We start from the raw sequence: 15,378 nt of genomic DNA, 5'->3' as shown, positions 1-15,378 counted from the left end.
GCCCGGTCGGGGGCGGGCGGGGGGCGGGGGGCGGGCCGGGGGGGGTTTGTGTGGCTGCCACCCCCTAACCCCGGGCGCCCGCCCCGGCGGCCCCTCAGGGCCGCGGACACGCGGCGCCCGCGCCGCCAATAATCCTGTAGCCTCCCGGTGTCCCACTGCTGCCTAACTCCGAGGATTGACCCGGGTGGACTCCACCGAGCTTCGCATTGCCGCCGTGGTCCCCTGCCACAATGAAGAGGCCGCGGTCGCCAAGGTCGTGACCGACCTCAAAGCCGCTGTGCCGGGGATCGTCGTCTATGTCTACGACAACCTGAGCACCGACCGCACCGCCGAATGCGCCCGTGAGGCCGGGGCGATCGTGCGCTTCGAGAACACCAAGGGCAAGGGCAATGTGGTGCGCCGCGCCTTCGCCGATATCGACGCCGACGTCTATCTGATGATCGACGGCGACGACACCTACGAGGCGTCGGCCGCTCCGCTGATGATCAAGACGCTGCTCGAGGGCCCCTACGACCACATCCTCGGCGTGCGCAAGCAGGACGCCGCCGATGCCAGCGCCTACCGCAGCGGTCACGAGACCGGCAACAAGGTGCTCAACGGCGTAGTCGGCAAGGTGTTCGGCGAGAACGTCGAAGACATGCTGAGCGGCTTCCGGGTGTTCTCGCGCCGGTTCGTGAAGAGCTTCCCCGCGGTGTCGCGGGAATTCGAGATCGAGACCGAGCTGACCGTGCATTCGCTGCACCTGCGCGTGCCGCAGACCTCGGTGCCGGTCGGTTTCCGTGACCGTCCCGCGGGCAGCGAATCCAAGCTGCGCACCTACCGCGACGGCACCAAGATCCTGGCGCTGATCCTGGGCCTGGCCCGCCACGAACGTCCCGTGGCGTTCTACGGCCTGTTCGGCACCATCGCCTGGCTGATCTCGGTCATCCTGACCGTGCCGATCGTGATCGACTTCTACAACACCCACCAGGTGGCGCGGTTCCCGACGCTGTTCCTCGCCTTCACGTTGCTGCTGCTCGGCAGCCTCGCCTGGACCGCGGGATTGATCCTGGACGGCATCCGCCGCTCGCGCCACGAGACGGCACGGCTGGTCTACCTGCGTTATTCGGCCGCCGGGGTGAGCGAGGACGTCGCGGCCGGAGACCGTCGGTGACCACGTCCACCGAGCCCGAGACGACGGTAGAACCCAGCAAGACCCCCGCAGGCAAAGATCGGGCGCTGGCGCCGATCCGGACCGTGACCCAGCGGTTCGGCGCCGCGACGGTTGCCTTCGCGATGATCGCGACCGTGTTCGGCGCCGTGTTCGCCGTGCTCACGCCCGCGTTCTGGGGCCACGACGAGATCACCCAGTTCGGCCGCGCCTACCAGGTCGCCCACGGCGGCGTGTTCCCCCAGCGCATCGCCGACGATCGCGGGGTGGCCTACGGCGGGCAGATCCCGATCAGCGTCGACGAGCTGATGGGCTACGCCTTCAAGGACTACAACGACAATCCCGAAGAGCCCGACGCGATGGTGGCCGACCCCGGCGCCTACGACCGGCTCGGCGCGGCCGAGGTCTCCTCGACGACCCGGCAGATGTGGTTCACCAATACCGCCGCCTATTCGCCGGTGCCGTATGTGCCCGCCGCCGTCGGCATTCGGCTGGGCGAGGCGCTCGGCCTCGACGTGGGCGGGTTGTATTTGCTGACCCGCTTCGCCGGGCTGCTCGCCTATCTCGCGGTTGTCGGATTCGGGCTCTACGCGCTGCGCGAGCGGCGCAGTCAGTGGCTGGTGTTCACCGTCGCGGTGCTGCCGATCGCGCTTTTCCAGGCGGGCACCGTCACCGCGGACACGCTCACCAACGCGCTCGCCATCATGGTGTCGGCGCTGTTGCTGAAAGCGCTGTTCGTCGGCGATCGGCTACATCGAGCGGAAACCGCCGCGCTGCTCGCCGCCACTATCGCGCTGCCGCTGAGTAAACCGACCTATGTGCTGCTGGCGATGCTCGTTGTGGTGGTGCCCGCCGACCGGCTCGGTTTGGCAGGGAAGCTGAAATTCGTCCCGTGGGCATTCGCGGTGACGGGCGGAGTCCTTTTCCTCGCCTGGACCAAGATCGCGGCGCCCACCGGCGACGGCATGGGCTTGATGCGCCCTCCCCATCAGTGGGGGCAGGTGCGACCGGGCGATCAGCTGAAGGGAATCCTCAGCGACCCGGTGCAATTCGTGCACACCTTCGGCGAGAGCATCGCGCTGCGCGACCATCGCTGGTTCAACCAGTTCTTCGGTGAACTCGGTTTCGCCTATGTGGACGTGCCCGCGATTTCGATGCTGGCGTGCCTGCTCGCTTTCGCGGTGAGTTTCGGCATCGTCGACCGGATGAGTACCACCACCGCCACTGTCCGTCGCACGCTGATCGTGGCGCTCACGGTGCTCGCGAGTGTGGCGATGATCTATGTGACGCTGTATATGTCGTTCACGCCAGTCGATTTCTATCTCATCGACGGTGTGCAGGGCCGGTATTTCGTGCCGCTGGCGATCATGGGATTGGCTGTGCTGGCTCGCGTGGTGCCACTGCGACTCACGAATTCCGATGGCGTGATTCCGACCCGTGGGACCGCGATCACCGTCGCCTGTGCGTCTACTTTCGCGCTGGTCGCCACCGCCGCAACGTATTACACCGTCGTCTGGGGATAATTCCCCGGACGACGGTGAGGATTACAGCGTCTTTTCGCCCGCTGCCGCGTAGGCGCGTTCGGTATCGGCCTTTTTCGGTCGCCACCAGTTCTCGTTGTCGCGGTACCAGGCGACGGTGTCGGCCAGACCGGCGCGGAAGTCCGCGTAGCGCGGTGACCAGCCGAGCTCCTCGCGCAGCAGGCTCGCGTCGATGGCGTAGCGCTGGTCGTGGCCGGGGCGGTCCGTCACGTGGTCGAAGTCGGTGGGCTCTCGATCGAACGCTTGCAGAATGAGCTGGACGACCGTGAGGTTGTCGAGTTCGCCCTCGGCGCCGATCAGATAGGTCTTGCCGGTCCGGCCACGCTCGAGAATGTCCCAGACCGCGCGATTGTGGTCCTCGACGTGGATCCAGTCGCGCACCTGATGGCCCGCGCCGTACAGGCGGGGGCGCACACCGTCGATCAGATTGGTGATCTGGCGCGGGATGAATTTCTCCACGTGCTGGTACGGGCCGTAATTGTTGGAGCAGTTCGACAGGGTCGCGCGGACACCGAAAGACCTGGTCCAGGCGCGTACCAGCATGTCGCTGCCCGCTTTGGTCGCCGAATACGGGCTCGACGGGTTGTAGGCGGTGGATTCGGTGAAACCCGGCTCGTCGGGAGTGAGGTCGCCGTACACCTCGTCGGTGGAGACGTGATGGTAGCGCACCTCGTGCCGGCGCACCGCCTGCAACAGCGAGTAGGTGCCGACGATATTGGTCTGCACGAACGGCCACGGTTCGGCCAGGGAGTTGTCGTTGTGGGATTCGGCCGCGAAATGCACGACCGCGTCCACCCCGCTGACCAGATTGTCGACAAGATCGAGATCGGCGATATCGCCGTGTACGAATTCGATCCGATCCGCGACCGGATCCAGCGATGCCCGGTTGCCCGCGTAAGTGAGTGCGTCGAGCACGGTCACTTGGACATCCGGGCGCGTGGCCACGGTCTGCTGGACGAAATTCGCACCGATGAACCCGGCCCCGCCGGTTACGAGCACTCGCACTCGGACAACGATACGTGCATTCCGCGGACGCTCGTGACGAAAGGCGGCACCGCTCTGTGTTGCTGGATCGTCCCTGACCTGTGACCCGGCATATATTTACACAGTGATCTCCGTCACATTACCTGGAAGTAGGTTAAGACTCGGAGTTGGTTTTCCTGAGAAAAACCCCGGTCAACGCTCAGGTTTCTAGCAGCGCACCGGCATCGGAGTATCAGTGGTGAACAAAACTTGAACTAACAGTCACAGCAGGTTCACCTCTGGTTAGCTGCGGGAGCTTTTGATCTACCAGTCCCCTCCGCACGCTCCAACTTTGAGGTTCAACAAAAATGCTGATGAGGAAATTCGCCGCCACGTCGGCGCTGCTGATCGCCGCCATGGGCGTCACCGCCGGCACCGTGAACGCCGCGCCGGCCGAAGAAGCCGCCGCGATCAACTACTCCGCCGAGGTCGTCGACGGTTCCAAGTCCGTCATCACCACCGATGCCGGCTCGCTGGTCGAAGAGGACGGCGTCTTCAAGATCAAGGCCGCCAACGGCACCGTCGTCGCCGGTACCCCCCTGAGCTTCCGCCTCGATGACTTCGAGCTGCCGATCGCGGCCGAGATCTCGGGCAACACCGCGACCCTGACCCCGCAGCTGGACCCGGCCAAGGCCGTCTACAAGCCGGTCGCCCTGCCTTACGAGGACAAGGCTCCCTGGAAGACCGAGTACGAGCGTGAGCAGGCTGCCTGGAGCCGTCTGACCTCCACCATCTCCATGGGCGCCACCATCGGCACCCTGGCCGGCGGCCTCGGCGGCGCGACCATCGGCTGCATCGCGGGTGCCGCGGCCGGCCTGGTCGCTACCGGTGTGCTGCTCGCCCTCTTCGGCGCGGGCCCGATCGCGGGTTGCGTTGTCGGCGCCACCACCATCGGCGCCCTCGGCGTCATCCTGGGCCAGATCTTCGTGACCGCTCCGGTCGCGATCGGTGCTGCGATCCAGTACTTCACCACGATCAACCAGCCCTTCGTCGCTCCGGCCAAGTAATTTCGCCGTAGTACAGAAGGACAGCGGCCCCGGCCCGGAGAAATCCGAGCGGGGGCCGCTTCTTTTGTGTCGGAGGGTGGCTCGGTCGGGCCGATCGTGATCAGGACCGCCCGAGCCGTTCTCAGGCTGTCCGAGCCCGCTGGGCCGGCTCCACCGCGGTGCGGACGAACTTCGCCACCCGGCCCAGCGCCGAACGGCTCTCCGGCATGCTCGGCAGGATGCTCATGAACGCGTGCACCTGTCCACGCCACAGCTCCAGGGTGTTGGGCACGCCCGCGGCGGTGAGCCGGTGGGCCATCAGTTCACAGTCGTAGCGCAGCAGTTCGTCCTCGGCGGCGATGAGCAGCACCGGCGGCATCCCGGCGAGTTCGGCGTTGACCGGCGACAGCGCGGGGTCGAGCGGACCCGCGTGCTCGGCGCCCAGGTGGACGACCGCCTCGAGGCCCTTCAGCGGAATGTAGGCATCCCGGCTGACATTGACGTACCCCTCTTTGGCCCGGTAGTCCAGATCGAGCAGCGGGCTGAGGCCGACGAGGGCGGCGGGCAGCGGCAGGCCGATCTCGCGCGAGCGGATGGCGGTCGCGAAGGTCAGGAACCCACCCGCCGAGTCGCCGGCGAACACGATCCGCGCCGGATCGGCGCCGTGGCGCAGCAGCCAGCGGTAGGCGAGCACGCAGTCGTCGATCGAGGCGTCGATCGAACCGGGCAGTTGCCGGTATTCGACATTGAGGACGGGCAGTCCGGTGCGCCTGGCCAGTCCGGCCACGATCGCGCGGTGTGTCTGCAATCCGCAGACCGCGAAGCCGCCGCCGTGCAGGTACAGCAACGCGCCGTGGCGCAGCGCGCGGGAGCCGCCCGCGGGCCGCACCATTTCCATCTTGAAGCCCTCGAGCTGGATCTGCTCGCGTTCGATGCCGTGGGGTTCGGGCCGCAGCCGCGACAGCAGGTCGACCGCGACGGCGCCGACCGGAATGGTGGCCCGGTTGATGGGCACGGTGCGCAGCAGCGGTCCGATGAGGCCGAGGCAGGCGCCCATGAGGACGCGTGAGGAGGTACTGGTCCGGCCGGAGTTGACGATGATGCCCGGGTCCGGCCTCTCGGTGGTGCTGATCGGGGCCACGGGCGCGAGCCCGCCCATCACGCCGGTGATCTTTGTGGCTACCATCGCGCACCTACCTCTACAGCTGGCGCGTCGACCCCTGACCAGGCGTAAACCCCCGGATCGGATGTCGGCGCTGACATCTAACACAGTGATGTTTCACACATCGACGCTCACATAATCAGATGAACGTCTTGTCTGTCTCAGTTATCGCCCGACACACCCGGTCACGAAACGTTCGTGACCAATTCGTCGACGTGTCGGAACCTCCCCGACTCCGGGGCGGACGGGACTGGCAGACTTGCCACCTATGCGCGGAATCATCTTGGCGGGCGGCACCGGTTCACGGTTGCACCCGATCACGCGCGGGGTGAGCAAGCAGCTCGTCCCGGTCTACGACAAGCCCATGGTCTACTACCCGCTGTCCACCCTCATGCTGGCAGGGATCGACGACATTCTGGTGATCACCACGCCGGAGGACGCCGACGCGTTTTCCCGGCTACTGGGCGACGGCAGCCAGTTCGGCGTCGCGATCAGCTATGTGGTGCAGCCCGAACCCGACGGTCTCGCGCGCGCCTTCGTCCTCGGGGCCGATCACATCGGCAACGAACCGGCGGCGCTGGTCCTCGGCGACAACATCTTCCACGGGCCCGGCCTCGGCACCAGCCTGGAACGCTTCCACGACATCGACGGCGGGGCGGTGTTCGCCTACTGGGTGAAGGACCCGACCGCCTACGGCGTGGTGGAGTTCGATCAGGGCCGCGCGGTCTCCATCGAGGAGAAGCCGAAGGTCCCGCGCTCGAACTACGCCATCCCCGGCCTCTACTTCTACGACAACGACGTGGTCGAGATCGCGCGGGAGCTGAAGCCGTCGGCGCGCGGGGAGTACGAGATCACCGACATCAACCGCGCCTACCTCGAGCAGAACCGGCTCAGCGTCGACGTGCTCGCCCGCGGCACCGCCTGGCTCGACACCGGCACCTTCGATTCCCTGCTCGACGCGGCCAATTACGTGCGCACGATCGAGGAACGGCAGGGCCTCAAGATCGGCGTGCCCGAAGAAGTGGCGTGGCGACGCGGCCTCATCTCCGACGAGCAGCTGTGTAAGCTCGCCGAACCGATGGTGCGTTCGGGTTACGGCCGCTATCTGCTGGATCTGATCGACCGCGGAAAAGACTGGTAGCGCATGGAATTTCGTGAACTGGCGATCCCCGGTGCCTGGGTGGTGACTCCACGACTGCTCGGCGACGACCGCGGCATGTTCTGTGAGTCGTTCAAGGCCTCGGAGTTCGAGAAGGCCACCGGGCGCCCGTTCGAGCTGCACCAGGTGAACACCTCCGTCTCGGCGGCCGGGGTGCTGCGCGGGATCCACTACACCGACGATCCGCCCGGTCAGGCCAAGTATGTGACCTGTGTGCGCGGTGCGTTCCTCGACGTGGTGGTCGACCTGCGGCCCGGCTCACCGACCTACGGCCGGTGGGACAGCGTGCTGCTCGACGACGTGGCCCGCCGCTCGGTGTTCCTGTCCGAGGGACTTGGCCACGCCATCCTCTCGCTGGAGAACCGCTCGACGGTGACCTACCTGTGCTCGCTCGAGTACTCCCCCGAATACGACCGGGACCTGGACGCCTTCGATTCGCGCCTGGGCATCGCCTGGCCGACCGAGGGCCGCGACGGTCGTCCGCTGACCTATGTTCGCTCGGCGAAAGACGAAGCAGCGCCGAAGTTTTCCGACTGATTCACGTGAAACGACGAACGGCACCACCTGCCGGAGGTGGTGCCGTTCAGCGTTTTCCGATCAGGCGACCGGTTCGAGAACCTTCGCCTCGACCGGGGCGACCTCGACCGGCTTGCGGAACCGGGGCAGGAAGACCGTCAAGGCGAGCAGCGCGCCGACGATGGTGACGCCCGCCGCGAACTCGAGGCCCGGCCGGTAGGTGTCGAGCATCTGCTGCGGGGTGGCACTCGTTGCGTGCCCACCGGAGGTGACGATGGCGGTGGTCACCGCCAGCACGATGGCCGCGCCGACCTGCATCGAGGTCTGCAGCACGCCTGCCGCGAGACCCTGCTCGTCGTCGTCGATACCGCTGGTGGCCTGCACATTGATGGCAGGGAACCCGACCCAGCCGATGCCGATCAGCAGAATCGCGGGCAGCAGCACGGTGAAGTAGCCGGGTGCCGTGTCGATCCGCAGGAACAGCAGGTAGCCGATCGCCATCACGCTCATGGTGACCGCGATGACCGGTCCGGTGCCGAAGCGGTCGATCAGCTTCTCCGAGAAGAACGCCGACCCGACGACCAGGATGCCGACCGGCAGCAGGGCCATCGCCAGCTTCAGCGCCGACCACTCCAGGGTGTCCTGCATGTACAGGGTCACGATGAACTGCCAGGAGAAGTAGGAACCGGCGACCGCGATGATGGCCAGGCTGGCTCGCACGAGCGAGGCCTTGCGCAGGATGCCGAGGCGGACCAGCGGGTGCTTCACGCGCTGTTCGGTGACGACGAACGCGGCGAACAGGGCGATCACGGCGAGGAACGAACCGATGGTGCGGCCCGAGGCCCAACCGACTTCCGGCGCGGTGACCACGGTGTAGACCAGCAACAACATGCCTGCCGTCGACAGGAGCGCACCGAGTAGATCGTGTCCGCCTTCCTCGGCCTTACCGTCCTTGGGCACCAGCACGAACGCGGCGACCAGCGCGGCGACGGCGATCGGGACGGGCAGCAGGAAGGTCCAGCGCCAGCCGACGCCGGTCATCAGGCCGCCGAACAGCAGGCCCATGGAGTAGCCGCCCGCACCGAAGACGGTGTAGATCGACAGCGCCTTGTTGCGCGCTTTTCCTTCGGCGAAGGTGGTGGTGATGATCGACAGACCGGTCGGCGCGGTGAACGCGGCGGCCAGGCCCTTGATGAAGCGGGTGGCGATCAGCAGGGCGGGGTCGCTCACCAGGCCACCGACGAGTGAGGCGACAGCGAACACCGCGAGGGCGATGAGGAAGACCTTGCGGCGGCCGAGCAGGTCGGCGGTGCGTCCGCCCAGCAGCAGCAGGCCGCCGTAGCCGAGGATGTAGCCGCTGACGAGCCACTGCAGGGTGGAGGTGGACAGATCGAGTTCGGCGCCGATGGACGGCAGCGCGACGCCGATCATCGAGACGTCGAGCCCATCGAGGAACAGAACGATGCACAGAGTGATCAGCATGCCCCAGAGCCGGAGGGGCCACCTGGTGGGATCGGTCGCCTGATCTGCGGCCGAAAGCGTTGCTGGCGAAGTCATGCGGAGGACATTACATGCGTGTGCATTAATTGCCAACACATAAAATGCCGTTGCATGAACATGCGCGAACCACTAAGATGGGGCCATGAACCCGGCCGTAACGTCAGCTCGGCGCCCAGAAGCGCCCACCGAGCTGGTCGGTCAGTGGCGCGAACTACTCGGCAGGCATGCCGCCGTGAGTTGCGCCCTGGAGAAGGCGCTCCAAAGGGACCACGAGATCGGCCTCAGCGAATTCGAAACGCTGGACCGACTGGTCGACGCGGCGTGTCAGAAGTACCGCATGACGGAACTGGCCCAGGACATCTACCTGAGCCAGAGCGCGCTGTCGCGCGCGGTGGCCAGACTGGAACGCGACGGCCTGGTCGAACGGAGCATGTGCGATCTCGACCGTCGCGCCATCTTCGTCCAGCTCACCGACAAGGGCAGGGCGGTCTACGACCGAGCCCTGCCCACCCACCGTTCGGTGCTCGCCGGTTCGTGGGACAGCCCTACAACGTGCCCGTAGCCGCCGCGGCGATCTCGGTGAAAGCACGCCGGTAACGGTCGCATTCGGCAGGTTTGTCCAGATAGGTGCTGCCCGCGAAGGTCTCCACGTAGACCACGGGCGGCTCCGGTCGATCCACCGAATCGTCGACCCCGAAATCGAGGATCACGAAACGGCCCGATTCGAGACCGGCGTGGTAGCCGGAATCGCCGGGAACCACCTGGATCCGCACCGTTTCGCGCTCGGCCAGCTCCCGCAACCGCGCGAGCTGGCCCGCGCGCACGCGGTCGTCGCCGATGACACGGGTGAGCACCGACTCGGCCAGCACCACGTCCAGCCGCAACGGGGCATCGGCCCTGGTAACCAGGGCCTGCCTGGCCGCCATCACCCGCAACCGGCGGACGAGCTCCGCCTCGGTCAGCCCGGGGATCGTCTGCTCGAGCAGCGCTTTCGCGTAGTCCTCGGTCTGCAACAGGGCAGGGACGAGGCCGTCCTCGTAGAGCGCGAGCCCCGACGCGGCTTCCTCGAGGCCGATGTAGACCTCGAATCCCTCCGCGATCACGTCGCCGTAGCTCGTCCACCAACCCCTGGCTTTGGTTTCGCGAGCCAAGGCGGCCAGCGGTTCGACCAGATCGGCCGGCGCGCCGTACACCTTGCACATGGCCTCGACGTCGAGGCTGCGCAACGACGTCTGCCCCGTTTCGATCCGCCAGATCTTCGCTTCCGACCACTCCAGTTGCGCCGCCGCGGTTCTCGTTGTCATCCGCGCACGATTGCGCAGGTCACGTAAGTGCCTGCCCAGCTGCCTGCGCGGCATCGTGGAACCGGTGACGCCCTGTGGTGAAGCCATACTTCCCCCCTGTATCCGAACTCCGGTCCCCGGACAGAACTTTCGGGGACCGCCCTACGCAGCCGACATCTCGTCGGATCTGCGTACGGATTGTTTCACAATGAATCGGACACCGCGCAAGACCTATTTTTTCTTGCGGAAGCGCCAGAACTGCACCGCACGAACATCTTCGGAGAGCTGACTCACCGGCTCGGCGACATCGGACAGCGCCTGGAACAGGCCGTCGGCCAGGTCACTGATGTGTTCGACGCGGCCTGCCAACCGGGCGGCGTTGTCGGCGAATTCGAGCATCAGGCGGACCGAGGCCGCGATGGTCAGCCCCAACGGGATCGACACCAGCGCGGCGAGCACCCCCAGCACAGCCGAGGCCTTCCACATCAGCACGGTGAAGGCGATCGGCAGGCCGACACCGAAGGACGCGACACCGAGCACGTAGGCCAGCGGCAGCAATGTCCTGGTCGCGGGCCTGCGGAACTGCACATCCAGCAGGGAACGGGCGGCTTCGGCGGCCCACTGTTTGGCGGAACCGGTACTGCGGAACGGCTCTTCGAACCCCGCGTCGCGCGCCAGATCGGCGTCGTAGGAGACTTCACCGGCATGATCGGGCCGCTTGCCATCGGCCTCTTTCCAAGACAGCCAACGGGATTCGGCGTCGAATTCCTCGACATCCTCGTCGTTCGACTCGGGGGTGCCAGGCGCTTCGGTCATGCTCCGAATCCTGCCCGGTTTCCACCCCGACGCCAACCTCTGCCGCACCTTGCCTGCGATAGCGAAGGTTACCGGACTGAGACGAAGCAGACACTCTCGAATATTTTTCGGTAACGGCGTAACGAGTCGGCCACCTCCCGCCGATACGCCCATGAACGCAGGAACAGAGCTCTTCGGGGAATGGAGAACACAGTGCGCACGACGTTTCCGACCACCACTACGGCCGCCGACAAAGGTGCCGCCGCGCAGGAGTACGCCGCGCGTGGATGGACGGTTGCCGAAACAACCAACGGCCTGTGCTTGATCACCGACGACGAGGTCTCGGCCATCGAGATCACCGGTGAGATCGCGGGCGACGTTCGCCGCTTCCTGCGCGCCAACAACCTGTCCGGCCCCGTGATCGAGATCCCGGGCCAGGAGCGTCGCGAGATCCACCTGGTCACCGGTATCCGCAAGGCCGCCATGGCGATCGAGGCCATGCGTGAGGCAGGCGTCATCGTGCACACCGACGGTGCCAGCATCCCGCTGCCGCCGACCCAGCTCGCCGCGGGCAGCGCCTCCTGGGGCGTCGCGCCCACCGAGGCTCGCTGGATCCCGCCGGTCGTCGCCCTCGGTGCGGCCGTGCGCTCGGCGATGGCGCGCAGGCAGTCCGGCAAGCAGACGGGCAAGCGCCCGGCGCTGACCCTGGCCAGCTGATCTGAACCAGCCCGAACCCGCGATCCGCGACGCCTCCCCGACGTCGCAGATCGCGGGTTTTCGGCGTTTCCAGCCATCGCCCGCCCCGGTGGGCGTAAGCATGGGGTATGGCTCCACGTTCGCTACTGCGCACCTGCCCGCTGTGTGAGGCCGTGTGCGGTCTCACGGTCACCCTCGACGACGCCGACCAGGTGCTGTCGGTCCGCGGCGACCGCGACGACCCGTTCAGCAAGGGCTTCCTGTGCCCGAAAGGCGCCAGCTTCGGCAAGCTCGACAGCGATCCCGACCTCGTCACCACCCCGCTGATCCGCGACGGCGACGGGTTCCGCGCCGCGGGCTGGGACGAGGCATTCGACCTGATCGCGGCCGCGTTCGCCGAGATCCCCCATGGCTCGTCCGCGGTGTACCTGGGCAATCCCAACGCGCACACCGTCGCGGGCGCGCTGTACCTACCCGTCCTGATCCGGGCGCTGAGCACTCGCCACATCTATACCGCGAGCTCGGCCGATCAGATGCCCAAGCAGGTCGCGGCCGGACTCATGTTCGGCGACCCGCTGACGGTGCCGGTCCCCGACCTCGACCGGACCGACTTCCTGTTGATGCTCGGCGCCAATCCGCTCGAATCCAATGGGTCGCTGTGCACCGCGCCCGACTTCCCCGGGCGGTTGAAGGCGTTGCGGGCGCGCGGGGGCAAGCTGGTGGTGGTGGATCCGCGCGAGACCAGAACCGCGGCGCTCGCCGACCAGCACCTGTTCATCCGGCCGGGTTCGGACGCGTATCTGCTGTTCGGGGTCGTGCACACGCTGTTCGACGAGGGTTTGACGAACGTGCGCGTCGACGTGGCCGGGCTCGACGACCTGCGTGCGGCCGCCCTCGACTTCCCACCGGAGGCGGTGGCCGAGCGCACCGGCATCCCCGCGGGCACCATCCGCGCGCTGGCCCGCGAACTCGCGGCCGCGCCCACCTCGGCCGTCTACGCGCGGATCGGTACCTGCACCGCCGAGTTCGGCACGCTCACCCAGTGGCTGGTCGACGCCGTCAACACCCTCACCGGCAACCTGGACTCCCCCGGCGGCGCCATGTTCGCCGACGCGGCGGCGGGCGGGGTGCAGCGCAGCAGGCCGTTCCGGCTCGGTCGCTGGACCAGCCGGGTCCGCGAGCTGCCGGAGGCCATGGGCGAACTGCCCGTCGCCACCCTCGCCGACGAGATCGAAACGCCGGGTGAGGGGCAGATCAGGGCGCTGGTGACGGTGGCGGGCAATCCCGTGCTGTCCGCGCCGAGCGGCGCGCGACTCGACCGTGGCCTGGCCGGGCTGGAGTTCATGGTCAGTGTGGATCGGTACGTCAACGAGACGACGAGACACGCGAACGTGATCCTGCCGCCGCCGCGTTCGGTGCAGTCACCGCACTTCGATTTCGCGCTGCTGCAGTTCGCGGTGCGCAATTACGCGCGCTACTCGCCTCCGCTGGTTCCGCTGGGCGAGCGGCCCTCGGAATCGGCCGTGGTGGCCCGGCTCGCGGCCGCGGTGAGTGGCCAGCCGCATGCCGGGACGGGCGCGGCCAGCCCGATCGCGATGGTCGACGAGCTCGTGATCGCGGGCACCCTGCACAAGGCCGACATGAGCGAACGCCGCGACGAGCTGACCGGCTCGGACACCACCGAACAGCGCCTCGACCTGATGCTCAAGCTCGGCCCGTACGGCGCGTGGAACGGCGGCGACCTGAGCCTGAAAACCCTCCTGGACAACCCGCACGGCATCGACCTCGGCCCACTGCGTCCTCGGCTGCCCGGTGTGCTGCGCACCGCGTCGAAGAGGGTCGAACTGGCACCGCCGCGACTGCTCGCGGACGTGGAGCGCCTGCGCGCCGGACTCGCGAGCACCGCGCCCGCGATGGTGCTGATCGGACGACGGCAGCTGCGCTCCAACAACAGCTGGATGCACAACGTCGCGGGCCTGGTCGGCGGCTCCAACCGCTGCACCCTGCAGGTCCACCCCGATGACGCGACCCGCCTCGGTCTCGGCGAGCAGGCCGAGATCACCTCGGCGGCGGGCTCGTTGACGGTGCAGGTCGAGCTCACGCCGGCGATCATGCGCGGCGTGGTGAGCCTGCCGCACGGCTGGGGCCACGGCGCGAGCACCACCCAGTCGGTCGCGCTGGCGCACGCGGGCGTGAACGCCAATGTGCTGACCGATGATTCGGTGGTCGACGTGGTGTCCGGAACCGCCGTGTTCAACGGGGTACCGGTTACGGTAAATCCGGCCTGATCAGTCCGGGCCCGGAAACCGTTGCGCAAACTCGGCTTTCATATCATTCGCAACAATGGACACGCCCCACCGACAGTGAGACTCCCCTAGACTGGGTGAGATTGCGGTCACAACGGGGGTTTCGTCTGGAAGCCCGCATCAACCGGTACGGCTAGCAGAGGGGGCCCGATGCCCGAAAAATTCGTCGGCAGCGACGGAGAACACGAGCTACAGGACACGTTGGGCACCTCGGACAGAGCCGAGCGCTTCTACGACGACCAGGTGATCGACTACCTGAATCCCACGATGGTCGATTTCGTCGCCCGGATGGACATGGCCTTCATCGCCACCTCCGATTCCCACGGCGAATGTGACTCCAGCTTCCGGGCGGGAACCCCCGGATTTCTGCACGTGATCGACGATCGCACGATTGCGTACCCTGAGTATCGGGGTAACGGGGTGATGGCCAGTCTGGGCAATATCCTCGAGAACCCGCACGTCGGCATCCTGATGGTCGACTTCGTTCGCGACCTCATCGGCCTGCACATCAACGGAAAAGCCCGCATGGTCGCCGACAGCGAGCTGCGCGACACCGTCACCGATCTGCCCGCCGCCGAGCGGGGAAAGACCTCGCAGGTATGGGTCGTCGTCGATGTCGAAGAGGCCTATATCCACTGCCGCAAGCACATCCCACAGATGGTGCCGGTCGCGCGGGATCAGCGCGAATGGGGCACCGACAACGCGCGCGCCAAGGGCGGCGACTACTTCGGCGTCAAGGCAGGCAAGCAGGCACCGGCGATCGCCGAGGCCAGCTGACCTACTCGATCTTGAAGATCACCACACGCTGCACGACGAAGTTGATGACGGTTGCGGTGCCCTGCGCGATCACGAACGCGAGGGGCTGGCGCCACCACTCGTCGGGCAGCGCGAAGTAGAGCGCCGCGTTGATCCCCACCTGCACCGCGAACGTCACCGCGTAGAGCGCGACCACCGCGAAGAACCTGGCCCGGCTCGGCTCGGCCTTGAACGTCCAGCGCCGATTGATCAGGTACGCCGTCGTGGTGCCCGCGACGAAACTGATCGCCTTCGCCAGGCTCACGGGCAACCCGAGCAGATTCAGCAGCAGGCTGTAGATGCCGTAGTCGACGATCGCCGACAAACCACCCGTCAGCGTGAAGCGCACGATCTGCGTCTTGAGGTCGACATCGGTCCCGCCGGGCTCGTCGACCAGGGGAATTTCGGCGGGAAGCGGCAGATGCGGTTGGGCTTGCACGTGAGCAGCGTACGAGACCGGCGCACT

General features: G+C 66.9%; 15 protein-coding genes. 9 read left to right on the top strand and 6 right to left on the bottom strand.

Features of this window, described 5'->3' with window-relative positions:
• Positions 1-184: 184 nt before the first annotated feature.
• Positions 185-1,153, top strand: coding sequence for a glycosyltransferase family 2 protein (locus ACFWFP_RS19305; RefSeq protein ID WP_379296782.1), 969 nt, complete (start codon positions 185-187; stop codon positions 1,151-1,153).
• Positions 1,150-2,673, top strand: a complete 1,524-nt coding sequence (locus ACFWFP_RS19300; RefSeq protein ID WP_379296780.1) for a DUF2142 domain-containing protein — start codon at positions 1,150-1,152, stop codon at positions 2,671-2,673. The genes ACFWFP_RS19305 and ACFWFP_RS19300 overlap by 4 nt, the downstream gene beginning before the upstream one ends.
• Before the next feature lie 21 nt (positions 2,674-2,694).
• Here the strand turns inward: ACFWFP_RS19300 and rfbB are convergent, their stop codons facing one another.
• A complete protein-coding gene (gene rfbB / locus ACFWFP_RS19295) occupies positions 2,695-3,696 on the bottom strand; it encodes a dTDP-glucose 4,6-dehydratase (RefSeq protein WP_379296778.1) in 1,002 nt (333 codons plus the stop codon).
• Between the two features lie 326 nt (positions 3,697-4,022).
• Here rfbB and ACFWFP_RS19290 point away from each other — a divergent pair, with 326 nt between their 5' ends.
• Complete coding sequence (locus ACFWFP_RS19290) at positions 4,023-4,721, top strand: hypothetical protein (protein WP_379296776.1); 699 nt, start codon at positions 4,023-4,025, stop codon at positions 4,719-4,721.
• Between the two features lie 121 nt (positions 4,722-4,842).
• Here ACFWFP_RS19290 and ACFWFP_RS19285 read toward each other — a convergent pair whose 3' ends face one another.
• Positions 4,843-5,886: an alpha/beta hydrolase gene (locus ACFWFP_RS19285; protein ID WP_379296774.1), complete on the bottom strand. Its 1,044-nt coding sequence runs from the start codon at positions 5,884-5,886 to the stop codon at positions 4,843-4,845.
• 244 nt (positions 5,887-6,130) lie between these two features.
• Between ACFWFP_RS19285 and rfbA the strand changes: the two genes are divergently transcribed.
• Entirely contained in the window at positions 6,131-7,003 is an 873-nt protein-coding gene (rfbA, locus tag ACFWFP_RS19280) for a glucose-1-phosphate thymidylyltransferase RfbA (protein WP_379296772.1), read from the top strand.
• A 3-nt stretch (positions 7,004-7,006) separates the two neighbouring features.
• Complete coding sequence (locus ACFWFP_RS19275) at positions 7,007-7,558, top strand: dTDP-4-dehydrorhamnose 3,5-epimerase family protein (protein WP_379296770.1); 552 nt, start codon at positions 7,007-7,009, stop codon at positions 7,556-7,558.
• A 60-nt stretch (positions 7,559-7,618) separates the two neighbouring features.
• On the opposite strand, the gene ACFWFP_RS19270 is transcribed toward ACFWFP_RS19275, so the two are convergent.
• Complete coding sequence (locus ACFWFP_RS19270; RefSeq protein ID WP_379296768.1) at positions 7,619-9,094, bottom strand: MFS transporter; 1,476 nt, start codon at positions 9,092-9,094, stop codon at positions 7,619-7,621.
• A gap of 85 nt (positions 9,095-9,179) precedes the next feature.
• On the opposite strand from ACFWFP_RS19270, the gene ACFWFP_RS19265 reads away from it, so the two are divergent.
• Positions 9,180-9,599, top strand: a complete 420-nt coding sequence (locus ACFWFP_RS19265; RefSeq protein ID WP_379296766.1) for a MarR family winged helix-turn-helix transcriptional regulator — start codon at positions 9,180-9,182, stop codon at positions 9,597-9,599.
• Here ACFWFP_RS19265 and ACFWFP_RS19260 read toward each other — a convergent pair.
• A complete protein-coding gene (locus ACFWFP_RS19260) occupies positions 9,583-10,428 on the bottom strand; it encodes a helix-turn-helix domain-containing protein (protein WP_379296764.1) in 846 nt (281 codons plus the stop codon). The genes ACFWFP_RS19265 and ACFWFP_RS19260 overlap by 17 nt on opposite strands.
• Before the next feature lie 123 nt (positions 10,429-10,551).
• Positions 10,552-11,136, bottom strand: coding sequence for a DUF4282 domain-containing protein (locus tag ACFWFP_RS19255; protein WP_379296762.1), 585 nt, complete (start codon positions 11,134-11,136; stop codon positions 10,552-10,554).
• A gap of 192 nt (positions 11,137-11,328) precedes the next feature.
• Between ACFWFP_RS19255 and ACFWFP_RS19250 the strand changes: the two genes are divergently transcribed.
• The 3 genes from ACFWFP_RS19250 to ACFWFP_RS19240 all read left to right on the top strand — a co-directional run bounded on the left by ACFWFP_RS19250 (position 11,329) and on the right by ACFWFP_RS19240 (position 14,894).
• Positions 11,329-11,832 (top strand): hypothetical protein, encoded by a 504-nt coding sequence (locus tag ACFWFP_RS19250; protein ID WP_379296760.1) that lies wholly within the window; start codon positions 11,329-11,331, stop codon positions 11,830-11,832.
• A 107-nt stretch (positions 11,833-11,939) separates the two neighbouring features.
• Positions 11,940-14,099: a molybdopterin oxidoreductase family protein gene (locus tag ACFWFP_RS19245; RefSeq protein WP_379296758.1), complete on the top strand. Its 2,160-nt coding sequence runs from the start codon at positions 11,940-11,942 to the stop codon at positions 14,097-14,099.
• 168 nt (positions 14,100-14,267) lie between these two features.
• Complete coding sequence (locus ACFWFP_RS19240; protein WP_379296756.1) at positions 14,268-14,894, top strand: pyridoxamine 5'-phosphate oxidase family protein; 627 nt, start codon at positions 14,268-14,270, stop codon at positions 14,892-14,894.
• Position 14,895: 1 nt separating this feature from the next.
• On the opposite strand, the gene ACFWFP_RS19235 is transcribed toward ACFWFP_RS19240, so the two are convergent.
• Entirely contained in the window at positions 14,896-15,351 is a 456-nt protein-coding gene (locus ACFWFP_RS19235) for a GtrA family protein (protein ID WP_101464918.1), read from the bottom strand.
• Positions 15,352-15,378: the final 27 nt, after the last annotated feature.

It is taken from the genome of Nocardia sp. NPDC060249, assembly GCF_042728755.1.
In the GTDB taxonomy this organism is placed as follows: domain Bacteria; phylum Actinomycetota; class Actinomycetes; order Mycobacteriales; family Mycobacteriaceae; genus Nocardia.
The sequence above is the reverse complement of the archived record's forward strand: the minus strand, read 5'-3'. Positions and strand labels throughout refer to the sequence as shown.